Origin of the sequence: Saccharococcus sp. Marseille-Q5394 (genome assembly GCF_946901335.1) — a bacterium.
Taxonomy (GTDB): domain Bacteria; phylum Bacillota; class Bacilli; order Bacillales_A; family Planococcaceae; genus Sporosarcina; species Sporosarcina luteola_C.
This window is the reverse complement of the sequence record NZ_CAMPPQ010000002.1, coordinates 1,240,291-1,259,248: the sequence shown is the minus strand read 5'-3', so window position 1 is coordinate 1,259,248 and position 18,958 is coordinate 1,240,291. Positions and strand designations below refer to the sequence as shown.

At 45.1% G+C, this 18,958-nt stretch carries 23 protein-coding genes and 1 riboswitch; of the genes, 5 read left to right on the top strand and 18 right to left on the bottom strand.

Going from position 1 to position 18,958, the window contains the following annotated elements:
* Window positions 1-89: 89 nt before the first annotated feature.
* From OC538_RS16935 to OC538_RS16925, 3 genes are all read right to left on the bottom strand, one after another.
* Window positions 90-587, bottom strand: coding sequence for an NUDIX domain-containing protein (locus OC538_RS16935; RefSeq protein WP_262177531.1), 498 nt, complete (start codon window positions 585-587; stop codon window positions 90-92).
* Window positions 588-655: 68 nt separating this feature from the next.
* Window positions 656-1,873, bottom strand: coding sequence for an NAD(P)/FAD-dependent oxidoreductase (locus OC538_RS16930; protein ID WP_251696706.1), 1,218 nt, complete (start codon window positions 1,871-1,873; stop codon window positions 656-658).
* Between the two features lie 274 nt (window positions 1,874-2,147).
* Window positions 2,148-2,513, bottom strand: a complete 366-nt coding sequence (locus OC538_RS16925) for a HesB/IscA family protein (RefSeq protein ID WP_251696707.1) — start codon at window positions 2,511-2,513, stop codon at window positions 2,148-2,150.
* A gap of 124 nt (window positions 2,514-2,637) precedes the next feature.
* On the opposite strand from OC538_RS16925, the gene OC538_RS16920 reads away from it, so the two are divergent.
* Window positions 2,638-3,315, top strand: coding sequence for a DUF2225 domain-containing protein (locus OC538_RS16920; protein ID WP_262177527.1), 678 nt, complete (start codon window positions 2,638-2,640; stop codon window positions 3,313-3,315).
* 127 nt (window positions 3,316-3,442) lie between these two features.
* Here the strand turns inward: OC538_RS16920 and OC538_RS16915 are convergent, their stop codons facing one another.
* Window positions 3,443-3,679, bottom strand: a complete 237-nt coding sequence (locus tag OC538_RS16915; protein WP_060210554.1) for a NifU family protein — start codon at window positions 3,677-3,679, stop codon at window positions 3,443-3,445.
* An 83-nt stretch (window positions 3,680-3,762) separates the two neighbouring features.
* On the opposite strand from OC538_RS16915, the gene OC538_RS16910 reads away from it, so the two are divergent.
* On the top strand, window positions 3,763-4,089 hold the full coding sequence (locus OC538_RS16910; protein ID WP_262177524.1) for a YuzD family protein: 327 nt from the start codon (window positions 3,763-3,765) through the stop codon (window positions 4,087-4,089).
* A gap of 74 nt (window positions 4,090-4,163) precedes the next feature.
* Here the strand turns inward: OC538_RS16910 and OC538_RS16905 are convergent, their stop codons facing one another.
* Window positions 4,164-5,228, bottom strand: a complete 1,065-nt coding sequence (locus tag OC538_RS16905; protein WP_251696715.1) for an NAD(P)/FAD-dependent oxidoreductase — start codon at window positions 5,226-5,228, stop codon at window positions 4,164-4,166.
* A gap of 139 nt (window positions 5,229-5,367) precedes the next feature.
* Between OC538_RS16905 and OC538_RS16900 the strand changes: the two genes are divergently transcribed.
* Entirely contained in the window at window positions 5,368-5,604 is a 237-nt protein-coding gene (locus OC538_RS16900) for a YuzB family protein (protein ID WP_251629353.1), read from the top strand.
* Window positions 5,605-5,709: 105 nt separating this feature from the next.
* Here the strand turns inward: OC538_RS16900 and OC538_RS16895 are convergent, their stop codons facing one another.
* The 10 genes from OC538_RS16895 to OC538_RS16850 form a co-directional block, all read right to left on the bottom strand.
* Window positions 5,710-6,159 (bottom strand): DUF86 domain-containing protein, encoded by a 450-nt coding sequence (locus tag OC538_RS16895; protein WP_251696717.1) that lies wholly within the window; start codon window positions 6,157-6,159, stop codon window positions 5,710-5,712.
* Window positions 6,160-6,266: 107 nt separating this feature from the next.
* On the bottom strand, window positions 6,267-6,581 hold the full coding sequence (locus OC538_RS16890; RefSeq protein ID WP_251696718.1) for a YutD family protein: 315 nt from the start codon (window positions 6,579-6,581) through the stop codon (window positions 6,267-6,269).
* A gap of 17 nt (window positions 6,582-6,598) precedes the next feature.
* Window positions 6,599-7,558, bottom strand: a complete 960-nt coding sequence (gene lipA, locus OC538_RS16885) for a lipoyl synthase (protein ID WP_251696719.1) — start codon at window positions 7,556-7,558, stop codon at window positions 6,599-6,601.
* A gap of 156 nt (window positions 7,559-7,714) precedes the next feature.
* A complete protein-coding gene (locus tag OC538_RS16880) occupies window positions 7,715-7,822 on the bottom strand; it encodes a methionine/alanine import family NSS transporter small subunit (RefSeq protein ID WP_147057075.1) in 108 nt (35 codons plus the stop codon).
* A 12-nt stretch (window positions 7,823-7,834) separates the two neighbouring features.
* On the bottom strand, window positions 7,835-9,364 hold the full coding sequence (locus tag OC538_RS16875) for a sodium-dependent transporter (RefSeq protein WP_251696720.1): 1,530 nt from the start codon (window positions 9,362-9,364) through the stop codon (window positions 7,835-7,837).
* Window positions 9,365-9,635: 271 nt separating this feature from the next.
* A complete protein-coding gene (locus OC538_RS16870; protein ID WP_262177514.1) occupies window positions 9,636-11,213 on the bottom strand; it encodes a Na+/H+ antiporter NhaC family protein in 1,578 nt (525 codons plus the stop codon).
* Window positions 11,214-11,356: 143 nt separating this feature from the next.
* A riboswitch (Lysine riboswitch) is annotated at window positions 11,357-11,532 on the bottom strand.
* A gap of 54 nt (window positions 11,533-11,586) precedes the next feature.
* Window positions 11,587-12,396: a sporulation protein YunB gene (yunB, locus tag OC538_RS16865; protein ID WP_251696722.1), complete on the bottom strand. Its 810-nt coding sequence runs from the start codon at window positions 12,394-12,396 to the stop codon at window positions 11,587-11,589.
* Between the two features lie 41 nt (window positions 12,397-12,437).
* Complete coding sequence (locus tag OC538_RS16860) at window positions 12,438-13,853, bottom strand: bifunctional metallophosphatase/5'-nucleotidase (RefSeq protein ID WP_262177512.1); 1,416 nt, start codon at window positions 13,851-13,853, stop codon at window positions 12,438-12,440.
* 3 nt (window positions 13,854-13,856) lie between these two features.
* Complete coding sequence (locus OC538_RS16855; RefSeq protein ID WP_251696724.1) at window positions 13,857-14,681, bottom strand: sulfite exporter TauE/SafE family protein; 825 nt, start codon at window positions 14,679-14,681, stop codon at window positions 13,857-13,859.
* 2 nt (window positions 14,682-14,683) lie between these two features.
* Window positions 14,684-15,544 (bottom strand): DUF72 domain-containing protein, encoded by an 861-nt coding sequence (locus OC538_RS16850; protein ID WP_262177508.1) that lies wholly within the window; start codon window positions 15,542-15,544, stop codon window positions 14,684-14,686.
* A 24-nt stretch (window positions 15,545-15,568) separates the two neighbouring features.
* Between OC538_RS16850 and OC538_RS16845 the strand changes: the two genes are divergently transcribed.
* Window positions 15,569-15,934, top strand: coding sequence for a hypothetical protein (locus tag OC538_RS16845; protein ID WP_262177506.1), 366 nt, complete (start codon window positions 15,569-15,571; stop codon window positions 15,932-15,934).
* Window positions 15,935-16,041: 107 nt separating this feature from the next.
* Here the strand turns inward: OC538_RS16845 and OC538_RS16840 are convergent, their stop codons facing one another.
* Window positions 16,042-16,923: an IS3 family transposase gene (locus tag OC538_RS16840; protein WP_262173614.1), complete on the bottom strand. Its 882-nt coding sequence runs from the start codon at window positions 16,921-16,923 to the stop codon at window positions 16,042-16,044.
* Entirely contained in the window at window positions 16,920-17,213 is a 294-nt protein-coding gene (locus OC538_RS16835) for a helix-turn-helix domain-containing protein (protein WP_262173613.1), read from the bottom strand. Before OC538_RS16835 ends, OC538_RS16840 begins: the two co-directional genes overlap by 4 nt.
* 88 nt (window positions 17,214-17,301) lie before the next feature.
* Here OC538_RS16835 and OC538_RS16830 point away from each other — a divergent pair, with 88 nt between their 5' ends.
* Entirely contained in the window at window positions 17,302-17,460 is a 159-nt protein-coding gene (locus tag OC538_RS16830) for a hypothetical protein (protein WP_262177504.1), read from the top strand.
* Window positions 17,461-17,482: 22 nt separating this feature from the next.
* Here the strand turns inward: OC538_RS16830 and sufB are convergent, their stop codons facing one another.
* Window positions 17,483-18,880 carry a Fe-S cluster assembly protein SufB gene (gene sufB / locus OC538_RS16825; protein ID WP_251696728.1) on the bottom strand — a complete coding sequence of 466 codons (1,398 nt, stop codon included), beginning with the start codon at window positions 18,878-18,880 and terminating at the stop codon, window positions 17,483-17,485.
* Window positions 18,881-18,958: the final 78 nt, after the last annotated feature.

The following is an 18,958-nucleotide window of genomic DNA, read 5'->3' as shown; positions in this document are numbered from 1 at the left end:
TCCATTCACCATTTTACAGGAACGGATATATGCTTTCAATAAATTAAAGCCATTTCAATGATTTGTCGAAATTTGAACACTACTTTTATTCATTTTTTATAAAACAGCTTATAGGATGTGTAACCAAACCATTCTCCCGGTTCCATCTGCTCCATTTGCAATAGCCCCGATTCAATAGCCCTTTCTGCAATCTCATGAATCATTGCTGATACATTCGGATCATCCTTCAGTTCATAAGGGGTCTTCCAAGCGACTTCCGAGATTTCATTCTCCTGAGGCGTTAAAAGCTGGTTTTCCTGTTCAGGACGCAATAAGAATAACGCCAAATTATCACTGACTTCCCCTTTCAGGATACCTGTACGGAATCCAACCATCCCTTCCAGTTTACAATCAAGCCCTGTTTCTTCTCTCACTTCCCGGATTGCTGCCTGGTCCGCTGTTTCATTCCCTTCCACGAAACCCGCTGGCAACGACCACATTCCTTTCAACCCGCTGTATGTTTTTTTGACGACGAGCCATTCGCCTTTGCTGTTCATGACAATACCCGCTGCACCGAGCCATACATTTCCGCGTTTTTTATTCGCCACACTATCCCCCCCTAAAAAAACACCCGCCACTGAATAGGCGGGTGTTTAGTATCTTATGATTGCAGCTCTTATTTAAGTAAGTTGAACTTACCTTTTTTAATAGTAAGGCCTAATCCACCGATCATATAAAGGGAACGGTTATCAACCATCTTCTTCATGAATGATGCTTTTTTACCCATCAGTTTCTTACCGAAAGCGACACCGATTGCATCGTCATCACCAAGGGAAGCGATAGCACCTTTAATATCCGGCACGAATTCGGATGTCGGGTTGCCCTTCATCAATGCGATCAAGTTGTTCGCACACATATCACCTTGCTGCATAGCAATTTGAGCTGTTGGTGGATATGGACGGTTTGTTTCTTCATTGATCATCAATGCGCAGTCACCAACGATGAATACGTCAGCATGGCCAGGAGCACGAAGATCTTTTTCAACTTTAACACGTGCACGCATGTTTTCGATGCCAGTTTGTTCGATCAAGCGGTTGCCTCGAACTCCAGCAGCCCATACGACAGTACCAGCTTTGATGAATTCAAACTCATCTTCGCCTTTTTTAACGTTAACGCCTTCAGGAGTCGCTTCTACTACCGGAGTACCGATTGAGAATTCAATTCCTTTAGACTTCAATTGTCTTACCGCATAGTCAACCAATTCCGGATCGAATCCTGGAAGCACCATTGGAGCTGCTTCTACACAGATGACACGAACTTTTTCCTGTGGTACATCGAACTCTTTGCAAAGTTCAGGTACACGGTTTCCAAGTTCCCCAAGGAATTCAATTCCTGTGAAACCTGCTCCGCCGACGATGATTGTCAAACGGCTATCGTCCTTTTCTTCTTCAAGCGACCATGTGGCAAATTGATATTCAATATGTTCACGGATTTGACGTGCAGCTTTGACGTTAGCGATAGACAAAGCATACTTGTCCAATCCAGGAATGCCGAACGTTTCACCTTCGAAGCCTAGTGCAATAACAAGGTAGTCGTACGTATGTGTACCGACATTAGAAGTGACGACTTTACCTTGGATATCGATTGCTTGAACTTCAGCTTGAACGAATTTCACTTTTCCTTCGTTAATGACATCTTTGATATCATAACGAACTTGTTCAGGCGATAATGTTCCTGCAGCCGCTTCATGTAGCCAAGTCGACTCGTAATGATATTCATTTTTGTTAATCAGCACAATATCAGCTTCATCAGTGCCAATTGATTTTTGCAAGTTGACGACTGTGGATAAACCGCCGTAACCCGCACCTAATACTAAGATTGTCGGTCTTTTCACGAAAATCGAAACCACCTTTGTTTTATTATGTGCCGGGTCCGTTTAAAATCGGTATATGAGACGATTTGCCCAGTCCTGGCATTTGCCTTTATTCGACAAACTTCTACTATTCAATAGTAGCCTTTTTACTAAGCCTTTTCAACATCATAATGATTTAAATCATTAATTCGAATATAACAATAAAACCCTTCCCAACCAAGTGAAGCCGAAAGGAGCATCTGGTTGGAAAAGGGATCATAAGTAATACGTCCTCATTAGCAGTAATTAAAGGATATTATTCGCAAACTTCCGGGGTACCGACTTTCTTGGCAGTCCTAAATGAAGTTCCGCAGCCGCATGATGCGATGGCATTCGGGTTTTCAATTGTGAAGCCGCCGCCCATCAAGGACTCCTTATAATCGACCTTGGTCCCGTCAAGGATTCCTGCATCGTCTTTTGAAACGACGATCTGAATGCCATGCTGGGATAATAGATAATCATCCTCGGACGCTGCTTCTTCAAATCCTAAGCCATATGTCAATCCGCTGCAACCTCCGCCGTTCACTGCAACGCGAAGGAATGAACCTTCTTCACCATTATGAATCATCATTTCTTTCACATGAAATGCTGCAGCTTCAGTAATTTCAACATGTTGTTTCATTTACATCCACCTTCCCGCTTTTCCTCTATCATATCAATGATTTCACCATTTACGCAATTATCTTCACTCCAATTAAATGAAGATGATGTATAATGAATTACATAGTGCGAAAGGGTGATGATGAATGGAAGTAAGTGCGACTTATGCCAAGAAAATCGAATGCGAGAACTGTAAGGAGAAATTCACTACAACAAAAATCCGTTCTCGCTTCGTCCGTGTCTCTAAGCATGAAAGTGACTTTAAACCTGTATATTCGGATTCAAACATCAATCCGATTTTATATAATGTGGCTGTTTGCCCCACCTGTGGATTTGCCTTCACCGATGAGTTTTCCAGTTATTTCGCACCTGGTGTGAAAGAGGAAATCAATCAAAAGATTACATCCCTCTGGAGCGGTAGATCCTTCGGGGATGAACGGACGATCGATGAGGCAATTGAAACTTATAAACTAGCATACGTAAGTGCAGGTGTAAAAAAGGAAAAATCATTGACGATGGCGGGCATCATGCTGCGCATCGCCTGGCTATATGATGACAAGAACGACATCGACTCGGGGATACGGTTCAGGAAGGTATCACGTAATTTATATACAGAAGCGTATTCCGCGGGGGATCATGCAGGGACACAAATGTCCGAGACAAGGGTATTGTATTTGATGGCCGAGCTATCTCATCAAATCGGTGATAAAGAAGAGGCAATCCGGAATTTTTCAAAGGTTATTGAAAGTCAAAGGATATCGACCGACCCGCAAATCATCGAGATGGCTAAAGAAAGATGGCAGGAAATCAGGGAGCAGCGCTAGAGGATTCACTTTTAATTGAGGTAGAGTGCTTTGAGCGTGGGGCGGCCGACTTTTGACGCTTGCCTTTAATTAATGTAAACAAAAAGGGACTGTCACAGAATTCCATTCTGGACAGTCCCTTTTTCAATTAGAATACTTGTTCAACTTCCACGACTCCAGGCACTTCTTCAAGCAACGCTCTTTCGATACCTGCTTTCAACGTGATTGTCGAACTTGGGCATGTGCCGCAAGCTCCGAGGAGACGAAGCTTGACAACTCCCTCTTCGATATCGACTAACTCACAGTCTCCTCCGTCGCGCAGGAGGAATGGGCGCAATTTATTTAAAACTTCTTGTACGGGTTCCATCATAGCTGTATCTGTCATTGTATTATTTCTCTCCTTTCATTATACTTATTATAAACTGGATTGAAGAAAAAATCCAATAGAGAATCGGAGGGGTTGTAATTATGGAGAAGAACAATGTGAAAATAGAAATATATGGGGCAGATATTATTTGCGCGAGCTGTGTGAACGCGCCTTCTTCAAAGGATACATACGAGTGGCTTCAGGCAGCAATTGGCAGGAAATATCCGGGGCAATCTGTTGACATTGAATATATTGATATCGAATCGGACATAATCGATCCTAAACAGAAAGGCATTGCGGAGCAAGTGAGGAATGATGAATATTTCTATCCGCTTGTCATTATTGAGGATGAAGTGATCGGCGAAGGTTATATCCAATTAAAGCCGGTATTCAATGAGCTTGAAAAGCACGGATTTATTCCAGCGTAATATTATTGATAATAAAGCAAGTTAACTGAGAACCAAAAAACCTTTTCCGCTTGTTATGGAAAAGGTTTTTACTATTACCCATTATGCCATTTGTACATCCAAAGCACACCCGACTTCAGCAATCTTGCAATCCGCCCTGTCACAGTGCGGTCTGCCAAGTAGGCGAAGCCTTGTTTCTTTCCTAAGGAGCCCATGAAGCCTTTAAGCTTGATTTCGGGCATCTCTTGCGGCAATGGTTCGTTATTCCATACGTGGCGAAGCACTTTGACGATCTGTTCCGCCTGTTCCTCTGCAAGCTGGGCGCTCGGAGCGTGAGGAAGGTCGGCGATGTCACCTACGACATATGCATTCTCATGGCCAGGAATTTGGTGGTATTGGTTTAGCACGATTCGTCCTCTGTTCATTTCCACGTCCAATTCACGTGCAATTGAGACCGGCTGGATTCCGGCAGTCCATACGACGGCGTCGACATGGATTTCGTCCTCGTGATTGTAAAGGATATTCTTTTCGACTTTTGTAATGTTTGAGTTGGAGACGACTTCCACTTCGTGCTTATCGAACCAATCTTTGACGTAGTTACTTAGCCGTTCAGGAAAGTCCTTCAGAATGCGTGGTCCCCTATCGAATAATTTAATTTTCAGGTCCGGCCGGCTTTCACGCAATTCACTTGCGAGTTCAATGCCGCTTAAGCCTGCGCCGACGATGCCGACAGTCGCTCCCCCGCCAAGCTCTTGAAGCAGCTTGTATGTAGCTCTCGATTGTCCGATTGTCTGGATGCTGCTCGTGTATTCCGCCGCTCCCGGAACATCGTGGTAATTGTCCTCACAACCGAGTCCGATGACAAGCTCGTCATACGCGATTTCTTCACCATTGCGAAGCTGAATCGCCTTCTCTTCCAACTTGATTTGTGCGATTTCCCCTTCAACGACTTTTAGTTTTTCATGTGCAGGCAGCGCGACACGGATATCCGAGTCAGGAGCTGTTCCTGCTGCTAATGCATAAAATTCTGTTTTAAGACTATGGAAAGGTGTTCTATCAATCAATGTGATTTCCAGATCGGTGGGCAATTCTTTATTGAGTAGACGAAGCAAAATGCGCATATTACCGTAGCCTGCACCTAATAATACTAGTTTTCTCATAGTTTTCTCCTTTGTCTATCGATTTTCCGATTTATTCCCACAATGATTATAACAGTTTGTGAGAAGTTTCACAATAAGACAACCTATTTGACGACCGATGAAAATAGGAGTAGCATGCCAAGTAGGTGAGGTGATCGTCGTGAATCCGATCGTGGAATTTTGTATGAGCAATCTTGCTAACGGTTCACAGAAGACATTGGAAGCGTTGGAAAGGGATCCAAACATAGATGTGTTGGAATATGGCTGTCTTAGTTACTGCACAAAATGTGCTGAAGGATTATATGCTCTCGTCAATGGTGAGGTAGTCGAGGCTGACACACCTGATGAATTGACGGAACGAATTTATCAATTCATTGAAGAAAATCCACTTTTCTAAGATCAAAAGTGGAGGCTGCCAACCGGAGCTGGACGAAGACAGCAAAGAACCGCATTTCATAGTGCGGTTCTTTTTTATTTCAATCTGCTTAGCTCTTGTCCTTCTTTATTGCTCCAGCGGGCTGAAGGCGGAAACAGGACCGAGTTCATTCTCCAAATAATATCTGACCTTCTCGGGGAATGCTTTGATCTCCTCTTTCGTTTCGTTCAAAACCGCTTCGATTTCCTCACTGTCCACGTCGACAAACTCACGAACGATCATTTTTCGAAGCCCGATCACTTTTTTCAAAGGGTCAGCCATTTCCGGGGAAATCACTTTTTCATCTTCCATAATGTCGATAATATCGTCATAGCTTCCTGGATCACGCATGATGAAGCCGTCGATCATGGAATTACCGACATCAATGATAGACTCGACGATTGTATGAGCAATCCTTTCAAGTGCCAGAGCGTGGATTTTACTTTCATTCCATTTTTGGTGCCCTTCGAATAAAGCGAGAAGACTCTCCATATAAGCTAGCGTTTCATTGATTTTTTGACGATCGATAAAGTACAAGATTGTTCCCTCCCGGTTGTCTAAACTCCATGTCCATCATATCATAACGGGCACACGAATGAACCGCCTCGTCCACAGCATCCCGTGTACAAGGCGGTTCATCCTACTTATTCTTGTTCCTGTTCCTGCTCTACTGGCTGCACCTTCACCTTGCCAACTTTCCGGAGGACAAAATAGGCACATCCGAAATTGCAGTATTCATAAAGGTAATCCTGCAAGGTGCTGATCTTCGTTTCATAAGTCGCCTTGGAATTGCGGTCCTCATAAAAACCTTTCAGCCGCAGCTGACCGTAACCCCAGTCACCTAAAATATAATCGTATTTCGATAGCACGTCACTGAACCTGGCGTCCAATGCTTCCTCGTTAAAACCATCCCGATAGTCTATCTGAATTTCGTATTCATAATTGTTTATCGTTACCAAACTAATCACTTCCATTTTCAGCTTTGTACCGTTGTTTCTAACATTGCGTCACCAATCCGCTGTTTTTCTCTTGCAGCGGCATTGACCTGTTCATCAGCATGATAACTGGAACGTACCAATGGACCCGCTTCGCAATGGGAAAACCCTTTGGACATTGCGATTTTGCGCAGCTCTCCAAATTCTTGAGGTGTGTAGTATTTTTGGACTTTCAGATGTTTTTTTGTTGGTTGTAAGTATTGTCCAATTGTCATGATATCCACTTTATGTGCGCGTAAATCATCCATTGTTTCGATGATTTCCTCTACTGTCTCGCCAAGCCCAAGCATTAAGGAGGACTTCGTCGGGATTTCCGGATACATCTCTTTTGCTCGGAGAAGAAGCTCCAAGGAACGATCATAGGTCGCACGTGCTCGGACCCTCGGTGTCAATCTGCGGACTGTTTCAATATTATGATTCAGAATATCAGGTTTTGCATCCATCAAGCGCTCGAGGTTATCATACTCGCCTCCCATGTCGGACGGCAATACTTCAACTGTCGTAAACGGGTTTTTACGGCGGATGGCACGGATCGTTTCAGCAAACACCGTGGATCCTCCATCTTTCAAGTCATCTCTTGCAACAGCTGTAACAACGACATGCTTCAAGTTCATGAGTGCAACGGAATCCGCAACACGTTCCGGCTCGGCTAAGTCAAGCTCGTTCGGCAATCCGGTTTTCACTGCACAGAAACGGCAAGCACGTGTACAGACAGCACCAAGGATCATGAATGTAGCTGTACGGCGTTCGCCCCAGCATTCATGGATGTTCGGGCAGCGGGCTTCTTCACAAACGGTATGTAAGTTCTTTTCACGCATCAATTTTTTTAGGTCCGTATAGTTTTCATTCGTGTTCAATTTTATTTTTAGCCAATCGGGCTTTCGAACATGTTCTGTCTTTTTCCCTATTTCTGGTCTACATGACACGATAACCGACTCCATTCCTATTTGCTTGTTTTGCAGTATATCACTTCTGTCAATGTATCATATATTCTGACTTCCAACAACTATTGATGGCAAAGAGATTACTGTGTAAATAAGAAAAGAAAGCGCTATGATGCATGCGCTTTCTTCCTTTGTCATTCCATTCGAACAGAGTCAGGCTCTGCTCTTCGATTTAGACACTGCCCAAAATATACTTCCCGCAAGTCCACCCCAAATGACGAGGATTCCGAGAATCATCATAAAAATTGCTCCACCACTCATAGCGAATCCTCCTTATCGATTATCAAAGTCTGTTGAGTCAGTTGTTTTCTTGTTCCATTTCATTACTGTAAAGATGATTGCCATGACGATGGCGAACAATGCGACCATCCAACCTGTAGACATGATGAACGCGTCCGAATACCCTTCGTAGTTTCCATTGTCTGTCTCATGCAATTTGAAAATATTGATGCGCAACAAGTCGAACATCATATAGCCAAGGACGATCGGTGTAATGAATCTCAAACAAATTCTCCATAGTGGGCCGACTTGGATATCAGAAATTTCATTCGCATGGTCTTCGAATACACGAAGTTTCTTGAAGACCCATACAATAAGGAAGACTTCGACCAAACCGATTGCAGCTACACCGAACTGGTTAATGAAGTAGTCGGCAACGTCTAGGAAATACAAGCCGCCGCGTGTAGCAAACAGCAAGGAGATGACTGCTGCAAGGCCTACACCGAAAAGGACGGACTTCGTACGCGAGATGTTGAATTTCTCTGAAATCCCCGCGATATACGTCTCACAGATCGAGATGAGCGATGTGAGACCCGCCAAGACGAGCGATAGGAAGAACAAAGCTCCGAATAGTCCATTCATTCCCGGCATTTCATTAATGATTTTCGGGAATACGACAAACGCGAGTCCAACACCCGCAGAAGCAACTTCGGAGACCGACGTACCTGCCTGTGTCGCCATGAAGCCTAGCGCCGCGAACACTCCGATACCCGCAAGCAATTCGAATCCTGAGTTTGCAAATCCAGTGATGAATGCGTTATTTGTAATATCCGACTTCTTCGGCAAGTAACTGGAGTATGTGATCATAATGGCAAAGGCAATCGATAGACTGAAGAAAATATGTCCATATGCCGCTACCCATACTTGTGAATTTGCCAACTTGCTCAAATCCGGTTTAAAGAATGCATCCAGACCGAGCAGCGCCCCGTCAAGAGTAACTGCCCGAATGACGACGAGAAGGAACACAACGACAAGCGTCGGAATGAAAATCCTGTTCGCCAATTCAATTCCTCGTTTAACTCCTGCTAATAAAATGATGAATGCGATTGCCCAAACGAGGACAAGCGGAATAAGTACGCCTGGCACAAGCCCACCGACTTCTCCTGGAGTATCCGCCAAGTTCAGTACGCTCCCGAACAGGAATCCTCCTGTATCATCCCCCCATGCCATATTGAAGGAATAGATCGTGTACTTCATCGCCCAAGCGATAATGACTGCATAATACGTCGAAATGACGAACGAGACGAATATGCCCCACCATCCCAACCATTCGGCCCCTTTTCCTTTCATACGAAAGAAAGATAGTGGCGCAGAACCACGATACTTATGACCTATCGTGAATTCCATGATAAGAATCGGGATCCCTGCTGTCAGAAGTGCAAATAAGTATGGAATAAAAAATGCCCCTCCGCCGTTTTCATACGCGACGTATGGAAAACGCCAGATGTTTCCTAAGCCGACAGCCGATCCGACAGCCGCTAATATAAAGCCGGCGCGGGTCCCCCATTGCGAACGCTGTTCCATTAAAATTCCCCTCTCCCTTTACTCTGTTAATAATTTACCATTTTCAGATTATTATATAATCTTAGAACTAGTATATCCGTCTTAGTATCTATTGTCAAAATGTTTTTTATTGAATAAATATCCATTTCATTGTATGGGTTTTCTCTTCATCGCAGGAATCTGGGAGTGCACCGGTAGTGGAAATTTATGATTGGGGATGCCGCTTTATGCTTCATCCACAAAAAAAAGCCACATCTGCCGGGTGCCCGGCGGATGTGACAGTTCATATAAGTCAGTAGGAAGTAGCCCTCACTTCTGCTTTATTCCGTTTTGAAGTCCATACTGCAAACAATCCAGCGATTATAACGATGACTGCTGCAAGTCCGATCCAAACCGATCCTGTAAGCCCAAGAATAATATAGCCGATCGTCGCAATACCTGCTGAAATCAATGCATAAGGGAGCTGCGTCGAGACGTGATCAATGTGATTGGATCCCGCACCGGTAGATGATAGGATCGTCGTATCGGAAATCGGTGAGCAGTGATCCCCGAAAACAGCCCCTGCCAATACTGCCGACAATGCAGGAAGCAGAAGTTCAGGCTCGGCATTGATCATAATCGTTCCTGCAATCGGAAGCAGGATTCCGAAAGAGCCCCAAGATGTCCCTGTCGAAAATGCCATCAAACCTGCGAGGACAAACATAATGACCGGAAGGAAGTTGACAGGTACATTTGACTGTTCCACGACACTTGATAGGAACGGCCCTGTTTCCAGGACACCGATCAAATGCGTCAACCCCCATGCAAAAATCAAGATGAGAATCGCCGGCATCATTGCGCTGACACCACTGATGAATGCTTTGCCTACAAGGTTATACGAAGCAGTCTCGTTTTTGCCCATTTGTGAAATATAGAGGACAGCTGCCAATACTGTTCCTGCTAGACCGCCTACCATCAATGACATTGGTACATCCGTGTTTTCGAAAATGGTCCAAATGCTCGCCGAGCCGCCAATGCGATAGCCCGTCCAAATCATCATCCCTAATGTAACGATGACAAGTGTTATGATCGGCGCAATCAAATCGATGACACGGCCATAGGAGTGAATCGGGAAATCCTCTTTCAATTGGCCCGGAATCTCTTTATTCGGATCGAAAAGCTCCCCTGTTTCTTGAGCACGCGTTTCATGTCTTTTCATTTCAAAATAATCGATATTCGTCCAAGCAAAGAAAAACACCATTGCCAACGTTGCGATGACGTAAAAGTTCATCGGTGCCATCATGAGAAATGCGGATAATGGCGAGTAACTGATTGCGGCAGACGTACCAAAAATGAGAGCCAATTGTCCGATGAGAAATGCGCCCCAGCTTGAAATCGGGGAGATAACGCAAATCGGAGCGGATGTGGAATCGATGAAATATGCCAATTTCGCTCTGGAAATGCGATGCTGATCTGTAATCGGCCGCGCAATTTGCCCGACAGCCAATGAATTGAAGTAGTCATCCACAAATATGAGGATTCCGAGCAATACGGTCAGGAGCTTCGCGCCGCGTCTCGTTTTAATGCGTTTGACTGCCCAATCCGCAAAAGCCCTGCTTCCGCCTGACAAACTGACAAATGCCGTAATGACACCCAATAATAAAATGAATACCATGATGAAAATATTATACGTATTCAATTCCCCTTCAGACCAGAAGGAGACGATCATGCCTGTCCAAAGATTTTGCAACGTATCGACCGGGGAAAAACTCGCGACCAATAAGGCAGCTGTTACAATTCCCGATCCGAGTGATAATAGTACCCTCTTTGTCACTAACACCATAACAATTGCCACGATTGGCGGCAAAATTGAAACCCAAGTGCCTATCATAAAAACATTCCTCCAATATTTGATTGAAGAACTATAGGTGAAAACAAAGGAAAAAAACCGACACCCATTGCACTAGGATGTGCATCAGGTGTCGGCTTATTCTACGGTCGTTTGTAAGATAATCTAAGATGTTTTATCTACGTACGATCTGTAGCTCATCATGCACTAATTGCATGACAGTGTCATTCCTATTCGGAATGACCCCAGCATGGATGGTTGGCGTTCCATTCCAAGCTTCGGCAAAACTTCCTTTCACGGGCGGTCTACGATGCCAATCTCGCGTCCATTACTAATAAGCCTTGCAGCCTCTACCTAATCGGTGTTCCTCTTTGTTAACCTAGCATAACACAATTTCTCTATATTTCAAGGGCTATTATTGATTGCCAGGCGTGAATGGAACTTCAATTTGCGGAGGATTGTTTCCGCCCCCGTTATAGATTTGAGGAATTGGGCTCTGGATCAATCCGATAGCTACAGGTATCCGCTGTTCCACGACGCTTCTCTGCGTTGCAAGCGGGACGATTATCTGGACATTGACAGTCACCAATATATTCACTTCAATCATCGCGTTATTAATGCCGAACTCAGTGATGCCTGTCTCGACAGTCGTCTGTGCTTCCCCGATAACGTGGAAACGTATCGGGATTTTAGGGCCGAAGTTCCCGATTAATGGAAGACCCGTCGCTTGCCCCATCGGCACGAAGAAGACGACGCCCCCTCCTTTTTCCATCGCTTCGGGATCATATTCGATGTCTTCACTGAGCGGAAGCATTTCCAAGTTCCCGCTTTCAGCCATTTTGAGATATGCCTCTATAAGACTATGGATTTCCGCCCTAGTTTTATTGATGATTTCAGCATTCATCGTATTTGTAACCATTCCAGGTGAACCACTCGGCACATTTTCGATGATATCATTCACATCATATATTTCGGTAGATCTTGATTTGATTGCCTGTGTGATGACATGCGCTGCAATCCTCTCCGTTTCAACTTCCGCATAGGAGAGATAAATCGGAGTGAGCTTTGAGTTTACAAAATATAGAAAAAGAGCGATTGTCACTAAAATCGCCGGGAAGATGAGTGGCAATAAACGACGCTTTCGGCGAGGTCTGCCATTATGATTGGAACCGCGATGCCGATTCCTTTTTTTATAATTTCGAGACGGTTGCCCATAAAATCTCAAAACGACCCCTCCTGCCTAATATTATGCAGGAACGGGGCCGTTCATTCTCGATTAGAATGTGGGCTTCTCACATCCAGATCAGTTCGGCTGTCTCTTTTCATTCCGTACCAGATGAAAACATCACGAATCAGTTCGGGCATATGGTATTCTATCTCCGCCTGTTGTAAAGACGGAAAAAAGAATCCGAATGTGAACATATCCAGAGTTGCCACCTTGTACGTTTTTCCAACTTCCACTTTTCGATTCCCGGCAAATAATTCCCCATCGTCTGTCCGGAAGAGCCTCTCAAAAATCATTTTCCCCATGTACGTGCCGCGAAAGCCGAGACCTTTAATTTCCGTTTCCGGCCATGTTTCATTGCTGGACAGCCTATGAACCTCCAGCAGGTCTGCCCCATCCAACGTAACCGTACAAGGATTTATCGGATGCGGCAGCAAGGCATGCACCATGCGTTTTGTCACCCAGCCCTTTTCGAGGCTCCCTAGGAATATCCCTGCATTGAACATCGCACAGTCCGCACCCGTGTACTCAATCATCGCCCTTCCGAAGAATGAAGACATCGGGCTATCCATGAAGAGCTGTTGCTTTAAGGGCATCTTTGTATAGAAGACGTTTTCCTCCAACGCTTCATTCCCAGCATGAATAAGGTCATTCACTTCCTGTACGTCCTCTTCCCGGCTTTCCAGCCCGCTCACATGAATAACTTCCGCTTTTTTTTCGATGACCTTTTTCTCGTTTGCATCGAACTGGATTTCAACATGCCCGACATACTCTCCGAACTTCCCTGTAGCAGCCAATAAGGTGTCATTTACCATTTCACCTTCAGGGAATAAATGATGAGTATGCCCTCCTAAAATGACGTCAATCAGGTCGCTTTCTTCAGCAAGACGCCTGTCTTCATTCACACCTAAATGCGATAGGCAGACAATGATGTCCGTGCTACGCCGGATTTGTTCGGCCACACTTTCGACTAATTGCCTCGGTTCTCCGATATGCCAACCTAACTTCGTATAAAATTCCGTATACATTGCCGTAGCGCCTATGACCCCGATCCTAAGCCCATTAGCTGTTTTGTATATCTTGTAAGGCTTCAGCCATTTTGGAGGAGAACCATCCGTCTCCGATAAATTGCAAAGGATGACATCGAAATCAGCGCCTTCGTAAAGGGAGCTCAACGCTCTTTTGGACATAGTAATTCCTTCATTATTGCCGATTGTCACTGCATCGTAACCTGCCCTGTTCAACAATGCGACATTGCCCTTGCCCGATGTCCCTTCTGTGAAAGGATGGGAGCGGTCGACATGGTCACCGATGTCGAAAATGAAGCAGGTTTCCCGTGTGGAATTGTGCAGCTGTCTCTGTGAGTGGAGATATCTGCTAATCTTCGGCCAACTATCGAAGTGGCTATGGATATCATTCGTATGATAGATATGGATCGTTTCTACATTGCGTTGCATGGCTCAACCCCAAATCCCCTCAATGATTGACCTAATTCCGAATAGTAACAGCATGATCCGAAGTACGAGGACCAATGTTTCCGAGCTCATCTTCCTGTTAAGCATCGTTCCGATCATACCGCCGATATAAGCTCCGGGAATGACAGAAAGTGCATATAGCCAAGGGACATGCCCTAGAGAGATATGCGTGATCGAATTGACGATGGCTGATAGGAATACGATGAACATCGATGTACCGACAGCAACATGCGGCGGAAATAGGAACAGCAAGATTAGTGCAGGCACAATCATTGTTCCTCCTCCGATTCCGAAAAGGCCGGATGTGAATCCGATGATGAATGTCAATATGAGTGCAAACCATACCGGATACCCATATACATGCGACTCGCCTTGCGTGTCGATAAATGTCCTTGGCTTGCCGTGCTCGACAAACCATTGGATCGGTTTTAAATACTTGCGTGCAAGCAAAAGAATGGAAAGGACAATGAGTAGTATGCCGAAATATAAATTAAAGGATGGTAAATCCATTCCTTTATTCACAAATGCCCCGAGAATCATCCCTGGTATGGAGCCTGCGAAGAAGATCCATCCGGTTCGGTAGTCCACGGTTTTCACTTTCATATGCGAAATAGTGGAAGATAGGCCGTTAAAGATCATCATGATAACGGAAATCCCTACTACGCTTTGAGGAGTGATGCCCGGAATCCACCCAAAATTGATGCCAACCAATAGTGTCAGCGGTACGAGAATCGTTCCGCCTCCGAGTCCGACGATGGATCCCATTACGCCGGATATTGCACCAATAATTGCTAACAACAGAAACGCCATTATTACCCCTCCTCAAAAAAGTCAAGCTGCTTAGGTGCGAGTGCCTGGAAGTTAATGCCCATCATTTTTTGATAGCGTTTTGCGTTCTCAGCTGCATGGCCACCAGAATTATTATTAAAAATGACAAATACGTTCTCCGCTTCGCTCTCCAGTTTTCGGGTCGCCTGACGGATTTCTTCTAGTTCTCCGTCTGAATAATTATAGAGATAACGGACTTTGCGCCATGCTTCATTGTCACCAGTCGTATTTCGCCAGCCATTTACATTCCTACCGTGCAGGCGGACAAACACCTTATCGCTTCGTGTTGTTTCAGCAACGAGCGGGACACTTCCTACGCCAGCTTGCGGCTCGTCACAGACGGTGTGAATAAAATCCAGCTCCTTAAGGAATGAAAGTGTCTTTTCCTGCATAGAGGGAGCGTACCAGGATTGATGGCGGAACTCGATCGCCACGTCATAGCCATCGAGCTGACTTCTTATATATCTGATTTGGTCCACGTTTTCCTTTTTGCAATCAAACCAAGGCGGAAATTGAACGAGAATCATAGCAAGCTTTCCGACGGTCCACATCGGATCGATGGAAAGCTTGAACTGCTGGAACATTTCTTCAGGAGATGAATACGGCAGCTTTCCTCGTTGATGGCCTGTCATTCCTTGATACGCTTTTACGATGAATTGAAAGTCATCTGGTGTTTCGGCAATCCACTTTTGGATATTACGCTCCGGCTGGATTGCATAAAAGGATGCGTCCAGCTCAACTATTGGAAAGTGGGAGCTGTAATCGATCAATTTCTCATTTTTTTTGGAAGTTGGGGAATAGACATCCGGATGGTCGCCCCATCCTGTCAATCCGACGTGTATCATATGATCCCTCTTTCCGGTTCGTAGATGAATAATGTCATCATATCATATGTCGATGAGGGGATTCCGCCATTTTGCATCATGGCTTTAAGCGCGGAAGGAGAAGTTATGAGCGCGGGGGCCGGGTTTACGAGCGCGATGCCGCATGTTATGAGCGCGATGCCACATGTTATGAGCGCGATGCCGAATGTTATGGGCGTGATGCCGCATGTTATGGGCGCGATGCCGCATGTTATGGGCGCGATGCTGCAGGTTATGAGCGCGAAACTGCAGGTGACTTACTACCTGTCAATAGGACACTTAATAAAACGCTCAGTAATTTTTGTTGCGCACATCTCATTTATTTACAAATATACCGGTTTGCGACTTGACATGGAGCCTCTGCAGGCATGATTCCCGAACCAGGATAACCAGCCGGTGACAGCTGGTTCTACCCGATGAGGCTATCATGCCTGCTGCTCCACGTAAAGTCGCCAGCCAGTGCCTTGCGTTCCTTCCGCTCAAGCAGCCTCAGTCAGCCGGTAAGCGATTGGACTCTTCTTTAATTTCAATTGCGGCCTCAATTCGTTATAATAGGTGATGTAATCGGTGACGGCTTTGATCATCTCCTTACGGGTCTCCGGAACGGAGAAGCCCGGCATCTCTGTCTTCAACTTGCCGAAGAAGCTTTCGATGCAGGCATTGTCCCAGCAGTTGCCTCTGCGGGACATCGATTGGATGATTTTCATTTCCTTCAACCGGTTCACGTATCTGGGACTTGTGAATTGAACACCTTGATCACTGTGTAGGATCGTGTTCTTTTTTACAAGTCCTTTTTCTTTTAGTTGATCAAGTGCTTTGAACACCAGCCCTGTCGTCATGTCCTCCCCGATACTGTAGGCAACGATTTCATTGTTGTACAGATCCGTGATGGCGCAGAGGAACAGGAAGTTCTCACGTGGCTTGACGACTTTCAGGTAGGTGATGTCGATGCAAAGTTTCTTTCCAGGTCTCTTCGCTTTGAAATTACGATTTAACAGGTTACCTACAATATGATGAATCTCCCCGGCTTTTCTCGGCTTTCTACGTTTCGTCTTCAAAGGAAGGTTATACATCCTCCGCATCCGTGAAATCTTCTTCACATTTACGACGTCACCATATTTTTCATAAAGCTCGATCTTGAACCTCTCATTTCCCAGATTTCCTCCGTGGGTGATATAGAGGGACAACATCTTGTTCAATAACGGCTTATCCCGTTCTTCCCGCGTCGGCCCCTTTTTACCGTCAAGAAGTTTATAGTAATGAGTACGGCTTAGATGATCGGTTATCTTGGTCAACATCGTGATTGAGAACTCATCCTTATGAGCTTCTACAAATTCAAAATCGGCTTGTGTCGCATTCACTCCTCTCTCAGCCGTATAAGCTTTTTTAAATACAAAACCTCTAATTTCAGACGTTCATTTTCCTCTTCGATGGATTCCTTCCTCTTTCTTCCTTTATTCATCAGGCCACGCCGATCCCTTAAGACGTCAAATGAATTGGCATCCCGCACTTTCTTGGACCACTCATAGATTCTTCTTCGGTTGGATATATCAAATCTCTCCATCAACTCTTTAACTGTATAGCCCTCAAAAAATAGTTCCACTACTTCCTTTTTCTCCTCAAACGTATACATCCTTGGCTTTGTTTCCATTTTAGCAACACTCCTATACTATTGATTATAAGTGTGCGCTTTATAGTTTGTCTTATTAGATGGTATTATCTCACAGGTTATGAGCGCGATGCCGAATGTTATGGGCGTGATGCCGCATGTTATGGGCGCGATGCCGCATGTTATGGGCGCGATGCTGCAGGTTATGAGCGCGAAACTGCAGGTTATGAGCGCGATGCGGCTTGTTATGAGCGCAGGATTTGAAAATAGAAAAAACCGCCTGCAATGAGGCGGTTTTTCTTGTTGCTATATTAACCGATTGAACCTTCCATTTCAAAGCGAATCAAGCGGTTCATTTCTACTGCGTATTCCATCGGCAATTCTTTCGTGAATGGCTCGATGAAGCCCATAACGATCATTTCAGTCGCTTCAAGCTCAGGAATTCCGCGGCTCATCAAATAGAAGAGCTGCTCTTCCGAGACTTTCGAAACTTTCGCTTCGTGCTCGAGTGAAATGTTGTCGTTGAAGATTTCGTTGTATGGAATCGTATCGGACGTCGATAGTTTATCCATGATGAGCGTGTCACATTCGATATTCGCACGTGCACCGTCTGCACGGCGGCCGAAGTGGACGATCCCACGGTACGTAACTTTACCACCGTGTTGGGAAATCGATTTCGAAACGATTGTGGATGACGTGTTCGGCGCCAAGTGCATCATTTTTGCTCCTGCATCTTGGTGCTGCCCTTTACCAGCCAAAGCGATGGACAATGTCATACCACGTGCACCTTCACCTTTAAGGATACATGCAGGGTATTTCATCGTCAGCTTCGAACCGATGTTACCGTCGACCCATTCCATTGTTGCGTTCGCTTCACATACTGCACGCTTCGTAACTAGGTTGTAAACGTTGTTTGCCCAGTTTTGAATCGTTGTGTAACGGCAGTACGCATCTTTTTTAATGATAATTTCAACGACCGCACTGTGGAGTGAGTTCGTTGTGTAAACAGGTGCAGTACATCCTTCAACATAGTGGACGCTTGCGCCTTCGTCTACAACGATCAGCGTACGTTCGAATTGCCCCATGTTTTCCGAGTTGATACGGAAGTAAGCTTGAAGCGGTGTGTCCAGTTTGATGCCAGGCGGTACATAGATGAATGAACCACCAGACCATACAGCGGAGTTCAGTGCAGCGAACTTGTTATCTGTGTTCGGAATGACTGTTCCCCAATATTTTTTGAACAACTCTTCGTTTTCACGCAATGCTGAGTCTGTATCTTTGAAGACGATGCCCATATCTGTGAGCTCTTCCTTCATGTTGTGGTAAACAACTTCGGATTCGTACTGTGCAGAAACACCAGCAAGGTATTTTTGCTCAGCTTCAGGAATACCTAATTTGTCGAACGTGCGCTTGATTTCTTCAGGCACTTCATCCCACGAACGCTCTGTCGCTTCGGAAGGTTTTACGTAATATGTGATTTCATCGAAGTTCAGTGAACCTAAATCTCCGCCCCATTGAGGCATCGGTTTGCTGTAGAAGATTTCAAGGGATTTCAGACGGTAGTCCAACATCCATTGAGGTTCATTTTTCATACTCGAAATTTCTTCAACTATTTCACGTGTCAACCCACGCTCCGAACGGAAAACAGATACGTCTTTATCCGCGAAACCATATTTGTAATCGCCAATATCAGGCATTTTCTTAGCCATCATTATTCCTCCGTTCTAACATTTGTATTGCTTTACCCTAGTTGCCCGGCATGCAAGTTATCGCCGGGAACCGTTTTC

Excerpts from the sequence above, each read along its gene's own strand:
- OC538_RS16925 (WP_251696707.1), bottom strand. The coding sequence starts at position 2,513 with ATGAAACAACATGTTGAAATTACTGAAGCTGCAGCATTTCATGTGAAA.
- OC538_RS16920 (WP_262177527.1), top strand. The coding sequence starts at position 2,638 with ATGGAAGTAAGTGCGACTTATGCCAAGAAAATCGAATGCGAGAACTGT.
- OC538_RS16915 (WP_060210554.1), bottom strand. The coding sequence starts at position 3,679 with ATGACAGATACAGCTATGATGGAACCCGTACAAGAAGTTTTAAATAAA.
- OC538_RS16910 (WP_262177524.1), top strand. The coding sequence starts at position 3,763 with ATGGAGAAGAACAATGTGAAAATAGAAATATATGGGGCAGATATTATT.
- OC538_RS16905 (WP_251696715.1), bottom strand. The coding sequence starts at position 5,228 with ATGAGAAAACTAGTATTATTAGGTGCAGGCTACGGTAATATGCGCATT.
- lipA (WP_251696719.1), bottom strand. The coding sequence starts at position 7,558 with ATGGAGTCGGTTATCGTGTCATGTAGACCAGAAATAGGGAAAAAGACA.
- OC538_RS16880 (WP_147057075.1), bottom strand. The coding sequence starts at position 7,822 with ATGAGTGGTGGAGCAATTTTTATGATGATTCTCGGAATCCTCGTCATT.
- OC538_RS16875 (WP_251696720.1), bottom strand. The coding sequence starts at position 9,364 with ATGGAACAGCGTTCGCAATGGGGGACCCGCGCCGGCTTTATATTAGCG.
- OC538_RS16870 (WP_262177514.1), bottom strand. The coding sequence starts at position 11,213 with ATGATAGGCACTTGGGTTTCAATTTTGCCGCCAATCGTGGCAATTGTT.
- OC538_RS16860 (WP_262177512.1), bottom strand. The coding sequence starts at position 13,853 with ATGCAACGCAATGTAGAAACGATCCATATCTATCATACGAATGATATC.
- OC538_RS16855 (WP_251696724.1), bottom strand. The coding sequence starts at position 14,681 with ATGGCGTTTCTGTTGTTAGCAATTATTGGTGCAATATCCGGCGTAATG.
- OC538_RS16850 (WP_262177508.1), bottom strand. The coding sequence starts at position 15,544 with ATGATACACGTCGGATTGACAGGATGGGGCGACCATCCGGATGTCTAT.
- OC538_RS16845 (WP_262177506.1), top strand. The coding sequence starts at position 15,569 with ATGAATAATGTCATCATATCATATGTCGATGAGGGGATTCCGCCATTT.
- OC538_RS16835 (WP_262173613.1), bottom strand. The coding sequence starts at position 17,213 with ATGGAAACAAAGCCAAGGATGTATACGTTTGAGGAGAAAAAGGAAGTA.
- OC538_RS16830 (WP_262177504.1), top strand. The coding sequence starts at position 17,302 with ATGCCGAATGTTATGGGCGTGATGCCGCATGTTATGGGCGCGATGCCG.
- sufB (WP_251696728.1), bottom strand. The coding sequence starts at position 18,880 with ATGGCTAAGAAAATGCCTGATATTGGCGATTACAAATATGGTTTCGCG.